Source organism: Dactylosporangium sp. CS-047395 (assembly GCF_050942185.1).
Lineage (GTDB): Bacteria > Actinomycetota > Actinomycetes > Mycobacteriales > Micromonosporaceae > Dactylosporangium.
The window spans coordinates 3,298,425-3,316,549 of the sequence record NZ_CP192015.1; the positions used below are offsets into that span (position 1 = coordinate 3,298,425).

At 72.6% G+C, this 18,125-nt stretch carries 20 protein-coding genes; 12 read left to right on the forward strand and 8 right to left on the reverse strand.

The window, feature by feature from the left end; translation table 11 throughout:
* Positions 1 to 14: 14 nt before the first annotated feature.
* Both ACQP00_RS15500 and ACQP00_RS15505 read left to right on the forward strand, forming a co-directional pair.
* Positions 15 to 1,163 (forward strand): RNA polymerase sigma factor, encoded by a 1,149-nt coding sequence (locus ACQP00_RS15500; RefSeq protein ID WP_433219532.1) that lies wholly within the window; start codon positions 15 to 17, stop codon positions 1,161 to 1,163.
* On the forward strand, positions 1,160 to 1,426 hold the full coding sequence (locus ACQP00_RS15505; protein ID WP_433219534.1) for an acylphosphatase: 267 nt from the start codon (positions 1,160 to 1,162) through the stop codon (positions 1,424 to 1,426). The genes ACQP00_RS15500 and ACQP00_RS15505 overlap by 4 nt, the downstream gene beginning before the upstream one ends.
* Here ACQP00_RS15505 and ACQP00_RS15510 read toward each other — a convergent pair.
* Positions 1,413 to 1,907 carry a SigE family RNA polymerase sigma factor gene (locus tag ACQP00_RS15510; protein ID WP_433219536.1) on the reverse strand — a complete coding sequence of 165 codons (495 nt, stop codon included), beginning with the start codon at positions 1,905 to 1,907 and terminating at the stop codon, positions 1,413 to 1,415. The genes ACQP00_RS15505 and ACQP00_RS15510 overlap by 14 nt on opposite strands.
* Complete coding sequence (locus ACQP00_RS15515; protein WP_433219538.1) at positions 1,904 to 2,572, reverse strand: hypothetical protein; 669 nt, start codon at positions 2,570 to 2,572, stop codon at positions 1,904 to 1,906. Before ACQP00_RS15515 ends, ACQP00_RS15510 begins: the two co-directional genes overlap by 4 nt.
* A gap of 143 nt (positions 2,573 to 2,715) precedes the next feature.
* Here ACQP00_RS15515 and ACQP00_RS15520 point away from each other — a divergent pair, with 143 nt between their 5' ends.
* Positions 2,716 to 5,448 (forward strand): ATP-binding protein, encoded by a 2,733-nt coding sequence (locus ACQP00_RS15520; RefSeq protein WP_433219540.1) that lies wholly within the window; start codon positions 2,716 to 2,718, stop codon positions 5,446 to 5,448.
* Between the two features lie 130 nt (positions 5,449 to 5,578).
* Here the strand turns inward: ACQP00_RS15520 and ACQP00_RS15525 are convergent, their stop codons facing one another.
* Positions 5,579 to 6,121, reverse strand: coding sequence for a hypothetical protein (locus ACQP00_RS15525; RefSeq protein ID WP_433219542.1), 543 nt, complete (start codon positions 6,119 to 6,121; stop codon positions 5,579 to 5,581).
* A gap of 94 nt (positions 6,122 to 6,215) precedes the next feature.
* Here ACQP00_RS15525 and ACQP00_RS15530 point away from each other — a divergent pair, with 94 nt between their 5' ends.
* The gene (locus tag ACQP00_RS15530) at positions 6,216 to 6,998 is read left to right on the forward strand and encodes a tetratricopeptide repeat protein (RefSeq protein WP_433219544.1); all 783 of its coding nucleotides are present in this window, start codon (positions 6,216 to 6,218) and stop codon (positions 6,996 to 6,998) included.
* A gap of 5 nt (positions 6,999 to 7,003) precedes the next feature.
* Here ACQP00_RS15530 and ACQP00_RS15535 read toward each other — a convergent pair whose 3' ends face one another.
* Complete coding sequence (locus ACQP00_RS15535; protein ID WP_433219546.1) at positions 7,004 to 7,414, reverse strand: SRPBCC family protein; 411 nt, start codon at positions 7,412 to 7,414, stop codon at positions 7,004 to 7,006.
* 10 nt (positions 7,415 to 7,424) lie between these two features.
* The gene (locus ACQP00_RS15540) at positions 7,425 to 8,312 is read right to left on the reverse strand and encodes an SMP-30/gluconolactonase/LRE family protein (RefSeq protein WP_433219548.1); all 888 of its coding nucleotides are present in this window, start codon (positions 8,310 to 8,312) and stop codon (positions 7,425 to 7,427) included.
* Between the two features lie 236 nt (positions 8,313 to 8,548).
* On the opposite strand from ACQP00_RS15540, the gene ACQP00_RS15545 reads away from it, so the two are divergent.
* Positions 8,549 to 8,695 (forward strand): hypothetical protein, encoded by a 147-nt coding sequence (locus ACQP00_RS15545; protein ID WP_433219550.1) that lies wholly within the window; start codon positions 8,549 to 8,551, stop codon positions 8,693 to 8,695.
* Between the two features lie 52 nt (positions 8,696 to 8,747).
* The gene (locus ACQP00_RS15550) at positions 8,748 to 9,347 is read left to right on the forward strand and encodes a hypothetical protein (RefSeq protein WP_433219552.1); all 600 of its coding nucleotides are present in this window, start codon (positions 8,748 to 8,750) and stop codon (positions 9,345 to 9,347) included.
* Here the strand turns inward: ACQP00_RS15550 and ACQP00_RS15555 are convergent.
* Both ACQP00_RS15555 and ACQP00_RS15560 read right to left on the reverse strand, forming a co-directional pair.
* Entirely contained in the window at positions 9,344 to 9,613 is a 270-nt protein-coding gene (locus ACQP00_RS15555; protein WP_433219554.1) for a hypothetical protein, read from the reverse strand. The two genes, ACQP00_RS15550 and ACQP00_RS15555, sit on opposite strands and share 4 nt — an antisense overlap.
* A 2-nt stretch (positions 9,614 to 9,615) precedes the next feature.
* Positions 9,616 to 11,190 (reverse strand): hypothetical protein, encoded by a 1,575-nt coding sequence (locus tag ACQP00_RS15560; protein WP_433219556.1) that lies wholly within the window; start codon positions 11,188 to 11,190, stop codon positions 9,616 to 9,618.
* Between the two features lie 279 nt (positions 11,191 to 11,469).
* Here ACQP00_RS15560 and ACQP00_RS15565 point away from each other — a divergent pair, with 279 nt between their 5' ends.
* Positions 11,470 to 12,252, forward strand: a complete 783-nt coding sequence (locus ACQP00_RS15565; protein WP_433219558.1) for an SDR family oxidoreductase — start codon at positions 11,470 to 11,472, stop codon at positions 12,250 to 12,252.
* On the opposite strand, the gene ACQP00_RS15570 is transcribed toward ACQP00_RS15565, so the two are convergent.
* Positions 12,235 to 13,407: a DUF6585 family protein gene (locus ACQP00_RS15570; protein ID WP_433219560.1), complete on the reverse strand. Its 1,173-nt coding sequence runs from the start codon at positions 13,405 to 13,407 to the stop codon at positions 12,235 to 12,237. The genes ACQP00_RS15565 and ACQP00_RS15570 overlap by 18 nt on opposite strands.
* 134 nt (positions 13,408 to 13,541) lie before the next feature.
* On the opposite strand from ACQP00_RS15570, the gene ACQP00_RS15575 reads away from it, so the two are divergent.
* Genes ACQP00_RS15575 through ACQP00_RS15595 form a run of 5 tightly spaced genes read left to right on the forward strand, consistent with a single transcriptional unit; the run spans position 13,542 to position 18,124 of the window.
* Positions 13,542 to 13,670 carry a hypothetical protein gene (locus tag ACQP00_RS15575; RefSeq protein ID WP_433219562.1) on the forward strand — a complete coding sequence of 43 codons (129 nt, stop codon included), beginning with the start codon at positions 13,542 to 13,544 and terminating at the stop codon, positions 13,668 to 13,670.
* Positions 13,667 to 13,756, forward strand: coding sequence for a K(+)-transporting ATPase subunit F (gene kdpF, locus ACQP00_RS15580; RefSeq protein ID WP_433219564.1), 90 nt, complete (start codon positions 13,667 to 13,669; stop codon positions 13,754 to 13,756). The genes ACQP00_RS15575 and kdpF overlap by 4 nt, the downstream gene beginning before the upstream one ends.
* The gene (gene kdpA / locus ACQP00_RS15585; RefSeq protein ID WP_433219566.1) at positions 13,756 to 15,405 is read left to right on the forward strand and encodes a potassium-transporting ATPase subunit KdpA; all 1,650 of its coding nucleotides are present in this window, start codon (positions 13,756 to 13,758) and stop codon (positions 15,403 to 15,405) included. Before kdpF ends, kdpA begins: the two co-directional genes overlap by 1 nt.
* A complete protein-coding gene (kdpB, locus tag ACQP00_RS15590) occupies positions 15,402 to 17,384 on the forward strand; it encodes a potassium-transporting ATPase subunit KdpB (protein WP_433219568.1) in 1,983 nt (660 codons plus the stop codon). The genes kdpA and kdpB overlap by 4 nt, the downstream gene beginning before the upstream one ends.
* Positions 17,384 to 18,124 (forward strand): potassium-transporting ATPase subunit C, encoded by a 741-nt coding sequence (locus ACQP00_RS15595; RefSeq protein WP_433219570.1) that lies wholly within the window; start codon positions 17,384 to 17,386, stop codon positions 18,122 to 18,124. The genes kdpB and ACQP00_RS15595 overlap by 1 nt, the downstream gene beginning before the upstream one ends.
* Position 18,125: the final 1 nt, after the last annotated feature.

An 18,125-nucleotide genomic window follows, 5' to 3' on the forward strand; every position in this document is an offset into this window, starting at 1 on the left:
TTCTCGCGCTGCTCGTGACCCGGCTCAAGCGGTTCGACCTGGCCGAGGACTGCCTGCAGGACGCGTTCGCGGCCGCGGCCGGGCACTGGGTGCGCGACGGCGTGCCCGCCAACCCGGCCGCCTGGCTGCTGACCACCGCGTGGCGGCGGGCGCTGGACCGGATGCGGCGCGAGGAGGCGGACCGGCGGCGGCTGCCGCTCCTCCTCGTCGACCAGCCGGCGGCGAGCGCGGAACCCGGCGAGGTCGGCGACGAGCGGCTGCGGCTGTTCTTCGCCTGCTGCCACCCGGCGCTCGCGCCCGACTCGCGGGCCGCGCTCATGCTCCGCTTCGGCGCCGGGCTCACCACCGCCGAGATCGCCCGGCTGTTCCTGGTCCCTGAGCCGACGATGGCGGCCCGGCTGACCAGGGCCAAGAAGAAGATCGCGCAGGCCGGCATCCCGCTGCGCGCACCTGCCCCGGCCGAGCTCGCCGAGCGCCTCGACGGGCTGCTGACGGCGGTGTACCTGCTGTTCACCGAGGGCTACCGCGCGACCGAGGGGGCCCGGCTGGTGCGGCCGCGGCTGGCGGCGGAGGCGATCCGGCTCGGGTACGAGCTGGGTGGTCTGTTGCCCGATGAGCCGGAGCCCGTCGCGCTGCTGGCGCTCATGGTGCTGCAGCACGCGCGCCGCGATGCGCGCCTCGACGCGGACGGACACCTCGTGCCCCTGGCCGAGCAGGATCGCGCCCGGTGGAACCGGACGGAGTTGCGGCAGGGCTTCGAACTGCTCGAGTTCGTGCGCGATGGTGCGGGCGCTGGACGGTACACCCTGGAGGCTCTTATTGCGGCGGAACACGGACGGGCGCCGACCGCGGCCGGGACGGACTGGGCGCGCATCGCCGGGCTCTATGCGCGGCTGGACGCGCGGACGGGGTCGCCGATCGTGCGCCTGAACCGGGCGGTGGCGGTCGCCGAGGCGGGTGATCCGGCGGCGGCGCTCGCCCTGACCGACGGGCTCGCGGAGCGGCTCCCGCAGCACCATCTGGTCCCGGCGGTCCGGGCCGACCTGCTGCAACGCCTCGGCCGGGCGGCTGCGGCGCGGGCGGCCTGGGAGGACGCCCTGCGGCTGGTCCGGACCGAACCCGAGCGTGCGTTTCTGCTCCGACGGGTACGGTCGGCTGCGTGATCCGCAAACGCGTGCTCGTCTCCGGCCGGGTGCAGGGCGTCTTCTTCCGCGACACGTGCCGGCAAGTCGCAACCGGGCGCGGCGTCGCCGGCTGGGTGCGCAACCTCCCCGACGGGCGGGTCGAGGCGGTGTTCGAGGGCGCCCCGGAACCGGTCGCCGCGCTGGTCGCGTGGGCCGGCGAGGGCCCGGCCGAGGCCCTGGTCAGCGGGGTCGAGGCGCTCGACGAGCCGGTCGAAGGGCTGCGCGGCTTCAGGATTCGATGAGCTCGCCGGCGCCGAGCAGCTCGCGCAGCCGGTTCAGCCCGCGCGTGCTCTGCGTCTTCACCGTGGCCGCGGACACGCCGAGCAGGTCGGCGACGGTGTCGATGCTCTGGTCCTCCCAGTACCGCAGCACGAGGATCGCCCGGTCGCGGGGCGGGATCCGGCGCAGCGCCTCGAGCAGCGTCACGCGCAGTTCGGGCCGGCCGTCCGGGGCCGCGCGCTCGGCGACGCGGTCCGTGACGATCTCGCGGCTGCTGCTGCGGCGCTGGTGATCGAGGAAGACGCGCAGCAGTACCTTGCGCGCGTACGCGTCCGGGCTCTCCCGGCGCTGGATGCGCGGCCAGTGCACGAACAGCTTCGCGAGCGCGGACTGGGTGAAGTCCTGCGCGAGGTGCCAGTCGTGGCACAGCAGGTACGCCGTGCGCCGCAGCCGCGGGGCCGCGATGCGCGCGTAGCCGACGAAGTCGTCGTCGTGATCGCTCATTCGATCGCCGGCAGGTGCGGGAACCGGGCCGCGCCCGCGGTCTCGATCGACTCGTCGATGCTCAGGCCCCACCGCGGGTCGGCCGCGACCGCCCGGGCCTCCTCGACGGTGAGCGCCTGCGCGGCGGGCGCGTTCTGCGTGCCGTCCCAGGCCAGGCAGGAGGCGACGTTCACCTGCACCGACACCCCGTCGGCGTGATAGCCGGTGACGATCGTCCGCTGCACGCAATTGTCGGGCAGTTCGGAAACCGTCGTTCTCTCGGTACCGCCCGATGCCTTCGACACCGCCACGCGGAGCATGCCGGGGCCGTTGCCGCGGTCGAGGTACACCTGGATCATCGGCTGCGTCGGATCGGCGGCGTAGTGCGAAGTCGCACCCGGCGGCAGGCTGCCGAGCAGCAGCTGCAGCAGGCCGGCGGGGCTCGCGGGCACCAGGTGCACCGGGGCCGCGACCTGGGCGTCCGACTCGTCCCCGGCGCCGCGCGCGAAGGCCGCGCCGCCGGCGAACACCGCCAGCACCGCGACGGCCGCCGCCCCGGTGCGCAGCCGGCGCAGCGCGCGCAGGCGCCGTCCGCGCCGCACGGCGCCGCCGACGAGATCGCCGATCGGCGGCTCGGGCGCGGCCGCCAGCTCGTCGTCCAGCCGCGTGCGAAGATCCTGCTCCACGTGCCCTCCCGGGTCCATGCTGCCCTCACCCGGATCCCACGGGCCGGGCCGGGGCGGAGGTGACAGTGACCTGGGTCACAGGTCGGCTCGGGCCCGTCGGAGAGCGGACAGACTGGGCGAGACCGGGCGGGTTAGGGTCGGGCGTGCAGCCGCTGTGTCCGGTCCTGATCGGCCGCGACGACCTCCTCGCGCTGGCCGACCGGCGCCTGGGTGAGGTCCGCGCCGGGGCCGGGCACGTGCTGTTCCTGGCCGGGGAGGCCGGCATCGGCAAGACCCGGCTGCTGGAGGCGATCCTCGCGCGGGCCACGGCGGCCGGGTTCGCGGTGCGCACGATTCCCGCGTACCCGGGCGACGCCGAGGTCGCCGGCGGGATGCTCGCCGCGTTCGACGACCCCGCCGCGGCCGAGACGGACGGCGATCCGCACCGCCGGCGCCGGCTGCGGACCGCCGCGCTGGCCGGGCGGATCGCCGCGAGCGCCGCCGACGGGCCGGTGCTGCTCGCGCTCGAGGATCTGCACTGGGCGGACGAGCTGACGCTGGACGCCCTCGAACGGGCGGCGCGCGACATCGCCACGACGCCGCTGCTCATCGTCGGCACGTACCGCACGGACGAGCTGTACCCGCGCGCCCCGACCCGAGCGTGGCGGGCGCGCCTGCTCAACCGCCGGCTGGCCGAGGAGGCGCGGCTCGGGCGGCTGCCCCGGTCCGAGACGGCCGAGATGGCGGCGCGGATCGCGGGCGCGGCGGTGCCGGAGGCGGTCGCGGCGGCCCTCTACGAGCGCAGCGACGGCGTGCCGCTGCACATCGAGGAGTTCACCGGCCCCTGCCTGCGCGGCGACGCGGCGCTGCCGGACACGCTCGCCGACGCGGTGCTCGCGCGGGCCGCCTCGCTGAGCCCGGACGCGCGGGCCCTCGCCGACGCGGCCTCGGTCATCGGGCGCTCGTTCGACCTGGACCTGTTGCACGCCATGACGTCCGGCGCCGAGGGTGCGGTCGATGCGGCGCTGCGCGAGCTCGAGGAGCGCGCCTTCGTGCAGCCGGGCGGGGCGTTGCGGTACGACTTCCGGCACTGGCTCATCCGCGAGGCCCTGCACGCCGGCCTGAGTCCGCTGCGCCGGCGCGACCTGCACACCCGCGCGGCCCGGGCGGCGCAGCGGGCCGGACTGCGCGATGCGTTCATCAGCGACCAGTACGAGCGCGCGGGCCGCCCCGGCGAGGCGTACCCGCACGCGCTGACGGCCGCGCGGGAAGCGGCCCGGCTGTCCGCGCACCGCGAGGCGGCGGACCTCTACCGGCGGGCCCGGCGTACCACCCCGGCCGGCACGCCGGACGCGCAACGGGCGGCGGTGCTGGCCGAGCTCGGTGGCGAGCTCGTCGCCGTCGACGACAACGAGGGCGCGGCCGAGGCGCTCACCGCCGCGTACGAGCTGTTCCGCACCCTCGGCGCCGACGTCGACGCGGCCGCGCTCGCGCCCGACCTGGCCGAGGCCCGGCACCGCCTCGGCGCGGGGATCGACGAGCGCGACGAACTGCTGCGCGAGGCGCTCACCCTGCTGGGCGAAGCGAACGCGGGCGCCACTCGCGCGCGCCTTCTGGCCGCGTTGTCGGCCGCGTACATGCTCGATCGCTGCCTCGACGACTCGATCGAGTTCGGCCGGCGCGCGCAGGCGGTCGAAGCGGACGGCGAGACGCGCGTCAACGTGGACGCGACCCTCGGCGCGGCGCTGGTCTTCGGCGGGATGGCCGAGGGCTGGGAGCTGATGGCCACGGCCGTCGAGCACGCCACCGGTGCGCGGCTGGAGGCCGAGGTGTCGCGCGGCCACCGGATGATCGGGTGTTGCGCGTCGGCGCTCGTGGAGTACGACCGCGGGCTGCGCGTCCTGCGTGAGGGCTACGCGTTCGCCGAGCGGATCGAGCGCTTCAACGACCGCAACTACATGGCCGCGCACGTCGGCCACGTGCTGTGGGCCACCGGCGACTGGACGGGCGCGCGCCGCTGGGCCGAGCAGGCCCTCGCCGACGGGCGCGGCGACCTCGGCACTCGGGCCACCGCGCTGCACGTGCTCGGCTACCTCGCGATCGGCACCGGCCACCTCGACACCGCCGCCGGCATCCTGCACGAGGCGCGCGTCCTGGGCGAGAGCATCGCCGAGCTGCAGCGCCTCTCGCCCGCCGTCTGGGGCCTGGCCGAGCTGTCCCTCCACAGTGGACACCCGGCGGAGGCCGTCGCGTGGTGCGAGCGCGGCTGGGAGCTCTCGGAACCGTCGTGGGACGCGGCCTACCTGTTCCCGTTCGTCGTCACCGGCGTGCGGGCGAACCTCGGCACGGGCGACACCGCGGCCGCGCGCAAATTCCTTGCCAAGTGCGAGGAGCGGCTACGGTACCGCATGATCCCCGGCACCCTGCCCGCCCTCGACCACGCCCGTGGCCTGCTCGACCTCGCCGCCGGCCAGACCGGCCGGGCGCGCGCCGCCCTGGCCGCGGCTTCCACGGGCTGGGACGAGCGCCGCCGCTTCTGGGAGGGCGTGGCCGCACTGCACGACCGCGCCCGCGCCGCGCACCGCTCCCGCCGCCCGGCCGAGGCCACCACCCTCACCGCCGAGGCCGGCCGCCGCACCCTCGCCGCCGGCGAACCCGTCACCGGCCCCTCGGCGCCCTGGTCCACAGTGGACGATAGCGCGAAGCCGCTCACCGCGCGGGAGGCGGAGGTGGCCCGGCTGGTGGCGACGGGCGCGACCAACCGGCAGATCGGCGCGGCCCTGTTCATCTCGCCGCGCACGGTGGCCACCCACATCGAGCACATCCTGCCGAAACTGGGCGCGTCCCGCCGAGCCGAGATCGCCGCCTGGGTCGCCGCCGCCGCCGAATCGCACTGATCCGGCCCCGCGCTGCAATCCGCGCAGGACCCGGTGCGGTGTTGAGGGGGTGTGGGTGGAGCGAAGCTCCCCCACCGCTTTTCAGAACATCGCGCCGTATCCAACGGTGCCAGTGAGACCGTCCGCCAGATCAGCCGCTCGCGGCCACCGACGCGCTCCGGTTCGCCTCGATGGCGGCGCGCATGGACTGGGCGAGGCCGATCGCCTGGACGATCGACAGGACCGGGCTCTGCAGTTCGAAGGCCAGGCCGTCGGGGCGCATGGACAGGATCGGGCTGTTGTTCACCAGCCGGGCCACCTCGCGCTGCTGCTCGTCGGTGACGGAGAAGCGGCGGGAGGTCCAGTTGCCGCGGGTACTGAGCACCCGGCCGCTCGCCAGGGTCAGCACGCTCGGCCGGTTCGGGCCCCAGAAGCCGAGCTTGAGGTGGAACAGCGCGCGGCTCTGGGCGTCGGTCAGGTAGTAGTTCCGCCCGCCGAAGCCCTGCCGGTGACCGGCCGCCAGCGGGGCGCCCGTGCCGGGAGCGAGGATCTCGTAGCGGGCCCGCATCGACCAGTTGTGCCAGCGGATCACGGCGACGGGGCGGCCGTCGGCGAGGGTGACCGACGACTCGCTGCCGAACGGGGCCTTGTCCGGCAGGAGCAACGTTCCGACGTACGGGGCGAAGACGTCCATGTTCCCATCGTCCCGCGCCCGCGCAACCAGGGCATCTTCACCGCCCGGGCGTGACGGTTTGAACCCGGCGCGGCGGCGTTGCGTACTGGCTGACATGATGGCCCTCACCTGGACCGGCCGGCCGCTGCGGTCCCCGTTTCCGCTGCATGCCGCCGTCGGGCCGCTGCGGATGCTCGCCCAGGCCCGGCGCTCGCATCGACGGGCGCTGCGGCAATGGGCGGCCGATCGGCACATCGACGCCCTGGCCGCGGCGGTCGAGGCGGTGCGGCTGTTCGAGCGCACGGGACGCTCGGCGGAGCTCACGGCGGCCCGGGTCACCCTCGGTGACCTGCAGTTCCAGCTCGGGCGGCACGAGGACGCGGTCGAGACGTTCCGGGCCGCCGACGCGCCGCTGCCGTTGGGCAACTGCCTGCGCGAGCTCGGGGAGTTCGACGAGGCCGAGGCGGTGCTGACCGCCGCGCCGCCCGAACCGGCGATCCGCAACGCGCTCGGGGTGCTGTGCAAGGACACCGGCCGGTACGACGAGGCCGCCGCCCACTACGCCGCCGCCCTCGCCGACCCGGGCCTGCACGGCGTCGTGCACCACAACCTGGCCGGCCTCGCCCACGCGCGCGGGCGGCACGAGGAGGCATTGATCGCGGCCCTCACCGCCCTGGTGTGGCACGCGCGCGAACGCGGCTGCGGCTCGCCCGAGGTGGCGGCCGACGCGGCCGTGCTCGGCGCGATCCAGCTCGGCCTGGGCCGGCTCGACGAGGCGGCCGCTTCGCTGCGCCGGGCGCGCGACATCTGGCAGGGCCGCTACGGCCGCGACCACTACGAGGCCCGCATCTGCCGCCGCGCCCTGGCCGCGGTCGAGCGCGCCCGTCAGGACACCTGAGCGCGTCAGGCGGCGGCTGACTCCAGGACGGCCCGCATCTCCTCGATGCCGCGTTCGACCCGCGCCCGCACCGCCGGTGCGCGGTCGTGCGGCAGGACGTCGGTCGTCCAGACGAGCCGGGCCCGGGTGCCGTCGTGGTCGTACACCTCGAACGCCGCATGGTGATGGGCGGGCGTGAGGCGGCCGGGTCCCTGCACGGAGTACGCGAGACGGCGTTGCTCGTGATCGATCGCCACGATCAGCTCCCGGACCTCGGTCCCGTCCGGCATCGTCAGGATGCGCTCGTCACCCTCGATGCGCGCATCGGCCACCCGGCCAGGGAGCAGGCGCCGGTGCACATTGCCGACATCGGCGACCGCCGCCCACACCACGTCCGGTGACGCCGCCACGATGGTCTCCACCCGCACCGACGCCATGCCGCGCAGTCTACGGGTGGCCGACGTGCGCGGCGGGTGCCGGTACCGCGAGGATCTGCCCGGTGCGCGCGGCGAACGGGTCCTGCGCGTCCCACTTCGCCGCGCAGATGAACAGCGTGCGCCCGTCCTCGCCGCCCAGCATGACCGCGAACGGCGCCCGGTCGAGCTCGACGCGGTCCAGGACCTTGCCGCCCTCGGCCACCCGGACGGCCTCGTTGCCGCCGCTCGACGTCCAGACCGCCCCGTCCGCGTCGAGGCAGATGCCGTCCGGGCCGAGGCCGTCGGCGAACGTGCGGCGGTTGGTGAGCGTGCCGTCGGGCTCGATGTCGAACGCGGTCAGCACACCCGCGAACGACTCGGAGACGATGAGCGTCCGCCCGTCGGGTGTGATCGCCATGCCGTTCGGGAAGGCGATGTCGTGCTCCTGCCGCACGACCGTGCCGTCCGCGCGGATCAGGGCGATGAAGCCGGGCCGGTAGCCGGGGCGCTCGGTCAGCGGCCGCGGGTCGGCCGGGTCGATATTCTTGATGAACTCGAGGAACGCGAACCCGACCCCGTTGACGTAGGCGTTGCCGCGCCCGTCGACGACGAGCTCGTTGAGGCCGGGCGGGAGCGCGGACAGATCGGCGTGCGGGACCATCGAGCCGTCGGCCTCGCGCCGCAGCAGTCCTCCGTCCGGTTCCGGATTCTTCGGTACGACCAGCAGGCGCCCGTCCGGCAGCCAGCCGATCGTGTGCGGGTCGACACCGCCGGCGAGCGGTACGACCTCATGGTCCCCTTCCGGCGTCACGGCGATGACCTCACCGGCGCCCCAGTGGCAGAACCAGAGCCGTCCCTCGTGCCAGCGCGGCGACTCGACCAGCTTCAGCCCGTCGAGCAGGATGCGTGCGTTCGTCATACCGGCCATACGAACGAAGTATGCCCGGAATCGACATTCTGGCTGTGCCGGACCTCGCCGGCTTGTGGCGGACGAAGTTGGCCCCACCCGGATCCGAAGTCATTGCATGACGGAGATATCTGGCCCCACCTGGGTGACACGACCAGTGTTTGTGACGGTTGATATTGGCCTCACCAGCGGGCTGAATCTCGGCGGTCCCGTGTCGCATCGCGGTAGGGGGCTGGTTGAGATCCCGGGTGGAGCTGTTCGAGGTGATCCGCCGCGACGCGCGCCGTAAATGCTCTCGATCCGCGCGCTGGCTGAGCGGCACGGTGTACCGGCGCATCCTGCGGGAGGCACTGCGCTCGTTGGGTGGATTTCCCGTCTTGCTTCGAGGTTCCTGAACGTTGCCTCGTTGTTGAGGTGAATACATCGGATTGTCAGCGGAGGCCCGGGGTGGCGCTGGCGGTGGTGCGGGATCTGCGCCTGCATTCGCGGCTGGACACCGTCGACGAGCTCGCCGCGTTTGAGCCGGACCTGCTCGCGGAGTTCGTGCTGGCCCGGTCGTCGGCGGGCGTGACGGACGCGACGATTCGGGCGGACGTGTCGATTGTGGCGGAGGTCCGGCAGTGGTTCGGCCAGCCGTTGTGGCAGATGCAGCCGCATGACGTGGACCGGTTCTTCGGCCGTCACCATCGGGCGCAAGCGGCGGGCACGAAGGTCCGCAAGGCCGCGGCGATCGGCGTGTCCGTCGAGTTTCTGGAGCTGCGGCACAAGCCGGCGATCCACGCCGCGACCGGCTGGGTCGTCGAGTCGCCACTGGATGAGGTCAACCGGCCCCGCGGCGGGCAGGCAGCACGGTTGCGTATCCCGCCGTCGCCGGCGGAGATCGAGGAGCTGTTCGCTGGCTGGCGGGCCGACATGGACGGGGCCCGCAAGTACGCGCCTGTCGCTCGTAACTACACGGGGGCACGGCTGTCGAGCCTGATCGGTCCACGAATCTCCGAGCTTGCCTGCTGCGCATGGGCGATCTGTGCTGGGAACTGGGCAGCTTAGGCAAGATTCTGCTGCGGGGCGAAGGCAGCCGGGGCCGCGGCAAGAGGGAGCGCCTGCTCCCGATGATCAATGGACCGCGGGCGCTGCTGGACTGGTGGGTCGGCGGTCCACGATGGGAGTCCGACGACCGGGTCAACAACCCGGACGCGCCGCTGTTCCCGTCCGAACGGCACCGCGCGGACGGCTCGTGCGGGCCGGTGACCGACGACGCGCTGCGCGCCGGGCTCGCCGAAGCGGTGGCACGACACCTGGATCAGCACCACCATGATCAGGTCCACAGTGGACTGACAGGGATGGCTCCCGTGGCGCGGTCGGGCAGGGCTGGGCGGTGGACCTGGCCGGTCGAGAGGAGCAGGCGGTACAGGCCGCCGCTTCGGCCGCGCAGCAGGACGCGGTCCGGGGACTCCCAGACTCGGCCGGACGGGTGGTAGGGGTCGGGGCCCTGGGACCGGCGGCCGGCGCCGGGCAGTGGTATCACGCGGGTTGCGGGCTGGGCGGATTCGGGGGGCTCGTAGAGGTACAACTGCGGCGGTTGTCCTTGCCAGTGCTCCAGGGACCGGCCGCCGGGGATCAGCCGGGCGGTGCGGTCGGTGATGGCCATCGGGGTCCAGCCTGTCGCCGGGCGCCACAGGCGATTGCCCTGTTCCAGGGCGGTGCCGCTGATCGGGTCGAGGCTGCGCAGGCGGCCGCCGATCGGGGTGGGGGTGGTGCCGGGGCGCCAGCGGAGGGTTTCCTGGTCGGTGTTGGCGTAGACGGTGTCGTTGTGCAGGCCGATGACCTGCAGGAGCGGGCTCTCGGGCCACGGCATGACGTCGTGGGTGCCGGTGGCCAGGTCGATCACGTGCACGCGGCCGCGCTCGGACAGGGCCAGGAGGGTGCCGGTCGCGTTCAGGTGGCAGTCGGTGCCGGCGCCGGCGCTGAGCAGGTCGAGGTGGCCGTCCGGGGTGGTCAAGGCCACGCCGCCGGCGGCGATGAGGACTGTGCCGTAGCGGGTCTGCAGTGCGGTGCGGGGGAACTGGCCGGGCCAGTGTCCGATGACGGTCCAGGTGCCCGCGATGCGCGCGTGCACGTGCTCGCCGGCGACCACTCCTGCGCGTGGGGGTGCCTCGGGGTCGTCGTCCGGCGGGGGTGGGGTGAGCGGGGGGCGGGCGGTCCGGGGTTCGAGCGGGCGTCGTCGGCCGTCCGCGTCCAGGAACACGAGTGGGTCGAAGGAGGCGAGCACTCGCTCCCGGGTGATGGCGCGTTCGATCGTCGCCCGGACGTCGGCCGGATCGCGCAGTGTCCGGTCGGCCAGCTCGTTCAGGGTGAGCGCCGCGTTCGCCCAGAGCAGCAGCATCACGATGTCCGACACGTCCTCCGGGCCGGGGGCCGGCGAAGCCTCGGCGCGCCGCAGGCGGCGGGGTGGGTCCAGCGGGCCGTCGACCGGCCAGCAGCGCAGCGCGAACGTGTGCGCACGGGCGCAGACGCGCACCCGGTACAGCGCGGGGCCGAATCCGAGCGGCAAGGCGTCCGATGCCGGGCCGCCGGTCATGGTGGTCAGGCCGATCCGGCCGCCGGAGATCAGCGGGGTTTCCAGGACGTCCGTCCAGGCGGTGTCCTCCGGCGGCGGGGGCTCGTCGTGGGCCTCGAGGCGGACCTCGAAACGGTCGCCGTACGCCCGCGCCTCCAACCAGCCGTCGCCGGCCCGGGCGAACGTTCCGGACGGCTGCAGGTGCATCGCCCCGTCGCCGAGCAGCGGGCCTGGGCGGGGGCGGGCCTCGGCCCACGGGCCGGCGTCGCGGACCACGAGGGTGCCGAACTCGGGCCGGTACGCCAGGTCCTCATACGCGTGTCGCAGCGCCACGGAGCGAGACCCTAGCGAATCCGCGGGCGTGGCGCGGCCCACACCGCAAGCGGTGGAAACGATCACGGAGCGTCATCTACCGTGGGTGGTGGACGTTCTGGATCGATCCAGAAGCCATCGAAAATTACGAAGGAGATGCCCATGCTTCCGCTGCCTCCCGTCCAGCCCGCCGCCGCGCGCCAGCTCGTGCGCGACGCGTGGCGCAAGCTCGACGCGTGGACCCTGCGGGTCTTCAACGCGCGGTAGTCACATTCGCGCCCGGCCGCGGGTCGGGGTGGTATGACGACGATTCTGGTCACCGGCGGCACCGGTACGCTCGGCCGCCTGCTCCTGCCCCACCTGCGCGCCGCGGGCCGTCCGATCCGGGTGCTCACCCGGCGGCGGCCGGCCGAACCGGCGCCGGGGATCGACTATGCGGTCGGCGATCTGGCCGCCGACGAACATGTCGCCGAAGCCGTCGACGGTACGGCGACGATCGTGCACTGTGCCGGCTCGGCCAAGGGCGACGACGTCAAGGCGGCGAACCTCCTGCGGGAGGCGGTCCGGGCCGGGGTCGGGCACGTGGTGTTCATCTCGGTCGTCGGCGCGGAGCGCGTGCCGGTGTGCAGTGCGCTGGACCGGGCGGCGTTCGGGTACTTCGGGGCCAAACGAGCCGCGGAGTTGCTCGTCGCCGGGTCCGGCATCCCGTGGACGACGCTGCGGGCGAGCCAGTTCCACGAGCTCACCCTCGCGACCGTCGAGCGGCTGGCGAAGCTTCCCGTGATCCCGGTGCCGGCCGGGGTGCGCTTCCAGCCGGTCGACGGGGCCGAGGTCGCCGCCCGCCTGGGTGAGCTCGCCCTCGGGGAGCCGGCCGGGCTGGTGCCGGACCTGGCCGGGCCGCGCGCGTACGGCTTCGACGAGCTCGTGCGGTCCTATCTGCGCGCGGTGCACAAGCGGCGGCCGATGGTGCGGATGCCCATGGGCGGCGGCGCGTACCGCGCGATCCGGGACGGGGCGAACCTGGCCCCGGACCGTGCGGTCGGCCGCCGCACCTGGGAGGAGTTCCTAGCCGTGCGTGGGTGACGGCGCGGGCTGTGGCTGTCCGGCGTGCGCGTCGACCAGCGTGACGAACGTCAGGAAGTTCGGGATGTCCCGCACCTTCCGGCCGCCCAGGATGGTCTTGCCGCCGGGCCGGCACAGCCGCAGCCCGCCGTTCTCGATCTTCACGCCGGCGATGTCGGTCCACGGTGCGCTGCGGCCGCCGTTGGTCACGCCGCCGGCGTTCACGGTGTACGCCCCGAACGGGATCGAGCGCCCGCCGTGCAGGTAGCGCATGGCCCGGGGCACCTGCACCCGCGCCACCTGCTCCTGCAGGATGGGGCCGAGTTCACGCATGTCCGCGGAGAAGTTGTTCAGCCGCAGCGAGCGGCCGTCGGCGAACTCCAGCTGGTACGCGTAGTTCGTGTTGGTCGTCGCGCCGTACACCTGCTGCCGGATGATCGACTGGTAGATCGTGATGATCTGGTCCCACCGGTAGGCCTGCATGCCGGCCGCCGTCGCCTGCACGAATCCGTGCGCGAACAGGTGGAAGCCGAGGAGCCGGGCCTTCTTCGACACCAGCGGTGAGCGCACCAGCACCGCGACGAAGACGCCGACGAACACCAGCGCGAATGCGCCGAACACCAGCATCGTCGTGCCGCCCTGGCCGGCGACGAGCGCGAACAGGAAGATGGCGACGAGGGCGACCAGGCCGAGGTAGACCAGCATCGCGGAGCGCTTGCCCGGCTGCATCGAGCGGACGTACCCGCCGAGCTGCGCGGAGTACGCGGCCTGGACGGCGTCGGTGGGCACCGTGGGCGGCGGCGCCGCCGCGGGCGCCTGCGCCTCGGGCGGCATCGGGATCGCGAGCAGCTCGCGGGTGGCCTGCGCGGCCGCGGCCGACTCCCGCTCGCGCCGCCGGCCGGCGACGATCTGCTGCCCGGCCAGGCCGACGAAGACCAGGCCGATCACGCCGCCGGTCAGCCCGCCGGTGGTGCGCTGCGAGGAGAGCGCCTCGTCGTAGGTCTCGACGGTCCGGGTGCCGTCCTTCGCGATCGTGACGCACTGGTCGCCGGGCTGCATCTGCTTGCCGCCGTCGCCGCAGCTGACGTCGGTCGAGGTGGCGAGAAAGCCGCCGATGCCGAGAAAGACGACACCGAGGGCGGCGCTGAAGACGGCGCCGCGGTACTGCGGATTCATGGGTCCCCCGTGGGATGAAATTGGACAGCATGACCGTAGTGATCGCAGAGACGAACACCATCGTCCGTTCGGGCGTAAAGAACGCATCAAGAAAACGGGCGGTCGCGTAGGGATCGCGTCAACGCATCTGGGCAGTGCACCACCTCGCAACTTCACTTGCGGGAGAGGGAGGTACAGCCATGTCCGATGTGGTCTTCGTGGTGCTGACGGTCGCGGCGTTCGCGCTGCTCGGCCTGGCGGTGCGGGCGGTGGAGCGGCTGTGAGCACGGAAAACCTCGTCGGCCTCGTCCTGGCCGTCGCCCTGACCGCGTTCCTGGTCGCGGCGCTGCTGTTTCCGGAGCGTTTCTGATGGCCGGGTCGCTGTTCGCCGCCTCGCTGATATTGGTGCTGGTCGTGCTGTACCGGCCGTTCGGCGACTACATGTTCCGCGCCATCACCTCGGCCCGGCACCTGCGCGCCGAAAGGCTCATGTATCGCGCCATCGGCGTCAATCCCGCGGGCGAGCAGTCGTGGGGCGGCTATGCGCGCAGTGTGCTCGCATTCTCGGCCGTTTCGATCCTGCTGCTGTACGTTTTCCAGCGCGTCCAGAACCACCTGTGGCTCAGTCTCGGCTTCGATCCGGTCGCACCGGACCAGGCCTGGAACACCGCCGTGAGTTTCGTGACGAACACGAACTGGCAGTCGTACTCCGGCGAGTCGACCATGGGCCACCTCGTGCAGATGTCCGGGCTGGCCGTGCAGAACTTCGTCTCGGCGGCGGTCGGCGTCGCGGTCGCGGTGGCGCTCGTGCGCGGCTTCGCGCGGTCGAAGTCGGACCGGCTCGGCAACTTCTGGGTCGACCTGGTCCGCGTCTGTGTGCGGATCCTGTTGCCGGTGGCCGTGGTCGGCGCGCTCGTGCTCATGGCCGGCGGCGTCATCCAGAACCTGTCCGCCGGGCACGACGTCACCACCCTGGCCGGTGCGACGCAGCACATCACCGGCGGCCCGGTCGCCTCGCAGGAGGTCATCAAGGAGCTGGGGACGAACGGCGGCGGGTTCTACAACGCCAACAGCGCGCATCCGTTCGAGAACCCGACCGGCTGGACGAACTGGTTCGAGATCTTCCTGATCCTGCTCATTCCGTTCTGCCTGCCGCGGGTGTTCGGCCGGATGGTCGGCGACAAGCGGCAGGGGCTGGCGATCGCCGGCATCATGGCCATCCTGGCGATCGGCTCAACCATCGCGCTCACCGCGCTGCAGCTGCACCACGCCGGCACGGTGCCGACGGCCGTCGGGGCGGCGACCGAGGGCGTCGAGACGCGGTTCGGCGTCGCGCAGTCGGCCACGTTCGCGGCGGCGACGACGCTCACGTCGACGGGCGCGGTGAACTCGTTCCACGACTCGTACACGGCGCTGGGCGGCATGGTGACGATGCTGAACATGATGCTGGGCGAGGTGGCACCGGGCGGTACCGGATCAGGGCTCTACGGCATGTTGATCCTGGCCGTCATCACGGTGTTCGTGGCCGGTCTGATGGTCGGGCGGACGCCGGAGTATCTGGGGAAGAAGATCGGTGCGCGGGAGATCAAGTTCGCGTCGCTGTATCTGCTGACGACCCCGGCGCTGGTGCTGGTGGGCACGGCGATCGCGATGGGCTCGCCGACCGCGCGGGCGTCGATGGCCAATCCGGGCGCGCACGGGCTTTCCGAAATCCTGTACGCGTTCACGTCGGCGTCGAACAACAACGGCTCGGCGTTCGCGGGCATCAGTGCGAACACGACCTTCTTCAACACGGCGCTCGGGTTGTGCATGCTGCTCGGCCGATTCCTGCCGATCATCTTCGTGCTCGGGCTGGCCGGTTCGCTCGCGCAGCAGCAGCCGACACCGGAGTCCGCGGGGACGCTCAGGACGTACCAACCCTTGTTCGTCGGCATGGTCGTGGCCGTCACGGTCGTCGTCGTGCTGCTCACCTACCTGCCGGCGGTCGCGCTCGGCCCGCTCGCGGAGGGCATCCAGTGAACCCGGCCTCGCTGCTCATCGCGGTGCGCAAGCTCAGCCCGACGACCCTGTGGCGCAACCCGGTCATGTTCATTGTTGAAATCGGCTCTATTTACACGACCGTGCTCGCGATCGTGCATCCCGGCGTGTTCGCCTGGGCCATCACGGTCTGGCTGTGGCTGACGGTGCTGTTCGCGAACTACGCCGAGGCGGTGGCCGAGGGGCGCGGCAAGGCCCAGGCCGACACCTTGCGCCGGGCCAAGCAGGACACGATGGCGTACCTGCGGGACGGCACCACCGTGCCGGCGAACGAGCTCAAGCAGGGTGACGTGGTCGTGGTCGAGGCCGGGCAGATCATCCCGGGTGACGGCGACGTGATCGAGGGCATCGCGTCGGTGGACGAGTCGGCCATCACCGGCGAGTCGGCGCCGGTCATCCGTGAGTCGGGCGGCGATCGTTCCGCGGTCACGGGCGGTACGAAGGTGCTGTCGGACCGGATCGTCGTGCGGATCACGCAGCAGCCGGGGGAGTCGTTCATCGACCGGATGATCCGGCTGGTCGAGGGCGCGAACCGGCAGAAGACACTGAACGAGATCGCGCTGAACATCCTGCTCGCCTCGCTCACCATCATCTTCATGCTGGCCGTCGTCACGCTGCAGCCCCTGGCCATCTACTCCGGCGGCCCGGTCTCCGGCATCGTGCTCGTCGCGCTGCTCGTCTGCCTCATCCCGACCACGATCGGCGCGCTGCTGTCGGCGATCGGCATCGCGGGCATGGACCGGCTCGTGCAGCGCAACGTCCTGGCGATGTCCGGCCGCGCGGTCGAGGCGGCCGGCGACGTGAACACGCTGCTGCTGGACAAGACCGGCACCATCACCCTGGGCAACCGGCAGGCGGGCAATCTGCTGCCCGTCGACGGCGTGAGCATCGACGAACTCGCCGAGGCGGCGCAGCTGTCCTCACTCGCCGACGAGACGCCCGAGGGCCGCTCCATCGTCGTGTACGCCAAGGAGCACCACGGCCTGCGCGAGCGTGACGTCACCGGCGCGCAGTGGGTCCCGTTCACCGCGCAGACCCGAATGTCCGGGGTGGACGTCGACGGGCGCGAGGTGCGCAAGGGCGCCGCGACCGCGGTCATGAAGTGGGTCCGCGAGCACGGCGGGCACCCCACCACCGAGGTCGGCGCGATCGTGGACGCCGTCTCCTCGTCCGGCGGCACGCCCCTCGTCGTCGCCTCCCGCCGAGCGGGGGAGGACGCCCGCACGCTCGGCGTCATCCACCTCAAGGACGTCGTCAAGCAGGGGATGCGGGAGCGGTTCGACGAGATGCGGCGGATGGGCATCCGGACCGTGATGATCACCGGGGACAACCCGCTGACGGCCAAGGCGATCGCCGAGGAGGCCGGCGTCGACGACTTCCTGGCCGAGGCCACCCCCGAGGACAAGATGGCCCTCATCAAACAGGAACAGCAGGGCGGCAAACTCGTCGCGATGACCGGCGACGGCACCAACGACGCCCCCGCCCTCGCCCAGGCCGACGTCGGCGTCGCCATGAACACCGGCACCTCGGCCGCGAAAGAGGCCGGGAACATGGTCGACCTCGACTCCGACCCGACCAAACTCATCGAGATCGTCGAGATCGGCAAACAACTGCTCATCACCCGCGGCGCCCTGACCACGTTCTCGATCGCCAACGACATCGCCAAATACTTCGCGATCATCCCGGCCATGTTCGCCGCGATCTACCCCGGCCTCGACCGGCTCAACATCATGCACCTGCACTCGCCGACCTCGGCCATCCTCTCCGCCGTCATCTTCAACGCCGTCGTCATCGTCGCGCTGATCCCCCTCGCCCTGCGCGGGGTCCGGTACCGGCCCGGCCCGGCCGCCGCCATGCTGCGCCGCAACCTGCTCGTCTACGGCGCCGGCGGCATCATCGTGCCCTTCATCGGCATCAAACTCATCGACCTGCTCATCATGACCATCCCGGGGATCTCCTGATGCGACTCCCAGCCTGGCTCGCCCAGCACCTCGCCGCCCTCCGCGCCCTGCTCGCCCTCACCGTCGTCCTCGGCATCGCCTACCCGCTGGTGATGGTGGCCGCCGGCATACTCTTCCCGGACCGGTCCGACCTCATTGGACAGTCCTTCGTGGACGCTCAGGGCAAACCGCTGCCACAGTACTTCCAGTCGCGCCCCTCCGCCGGAACCTACGACCCGACGGCGACCGGCGCGAGCAACCTCGGCCCGGAGAACCTGAAACTGCTCAACGCCGTGTGCGAGCGCAGCAAGGCGGTCGGCGAACTCGAACACGTCGATGGGTCCCGGCCCTACTGCACCCCCGGCGGGACGGGCGCCGTGCTGGCCGTCCACCCCGACCGCGCGGTGAGCGTCAACGAGCGCTGCCCGCAGACGCCGTTCATCCGCCAGTACCAGGGAAGGCCCGTCGAATGCGCGAACGGTGACACCGAGCGTGGCGTGATCACCCCGATTCGCGGCGACGCGCCCGCGAACCCCGTGGTGCCGGCGGACGCGGTGACCGCCAGTGGCAGTGGGCTCGATCCGCACATCAGCCCGGCGTATGCCGCGCTGCAGGTCCCGCGCGTGGCCGGAGCGCGCAAGATGAGCGCCGCGCAGGTGCGCCAGGTCGTCGACGAGCACACGGACGGCCGTACCCTCGGATTCATGGGAGAGCCGGCCGTGAACGTGCTCGAACTCAACCGCGCCCTGGATCGGCGCTGAC

Bases quoted from the DNA above. Each gene is read 5' to 3' on its own strand.
- ACQP00_RS15510 (WP_433219536.1), bottom strand. From the start codon at position 1,907: ATGAGCGATCACGACGACGACTTCGTCGGCTACGCGCGCATCGCGGCC.
- ACQP00_RS15525 (WP_433219542.1), bottom strand. From the start codon at position 6,121: ATGGACGTCTTCGCCCCGTACGTCGGAACGTTGCTCCTGCCGGACAAG.
- ACQP00_RS15530 (WP_433219544.1), top strand. From the start codon at position 6,216: ATGATGGCCCTCACCTGGACCGGCCGGCCGCTGCGGTCCCCGTTTCCG.
- ACQP00_RS15535 (WP_433219546.1), bottom strand. From the start codon at position 7,414: ATGGCGTCGGTGCGGGTGGAGACCATCGTGGCGGCGTCACCGGACGTG.
- ACQP00_RS15540 (WP_433219548.1), bottom strand. From the start codon at position 8,312: ATGACGAACGCACGCATCCTGCTCGACGGGCTGAAGCTGGTCGAGTCG.
- ACQP00_RS15555 (WP_433219554.1), bottom strand. From the start codon at position 9,613: ATGGTGGTGCTGATCCAGGTGTCGTGCCACCGCTTCGGCGAGCCCGGC.
- ACQP00_RS15565 (WP_433219558.1), top strand. From the start codon at position 11,470: ATGACGACGATTCTGGTCACCGGCGGCACCGGTACGCTCGGCCGCCTG.
- ACQP00_RS15570 (WP_433219560.1), bottom strand. From the start codon at position 13,407: ATGAATCCGCAGTACCGCGGCGCCGTCTTCAGCGCCGCCCTCGGTGTC.
- kdpA (WP_433219566.1), top strand. From the start codon at position 13,756: ATGGCCGGGTCGCTGTTCGCCGCCTCGCTGATATTGGTGCTGGTCGTG.
- ACQP00_RS15595 (WP_433219570.1), top strand. From the start codon at position 17,384: ATGCGACTCCCAGCCTGGCTCGCCCAGCACCTCGCCGCCCTCCGCGCC.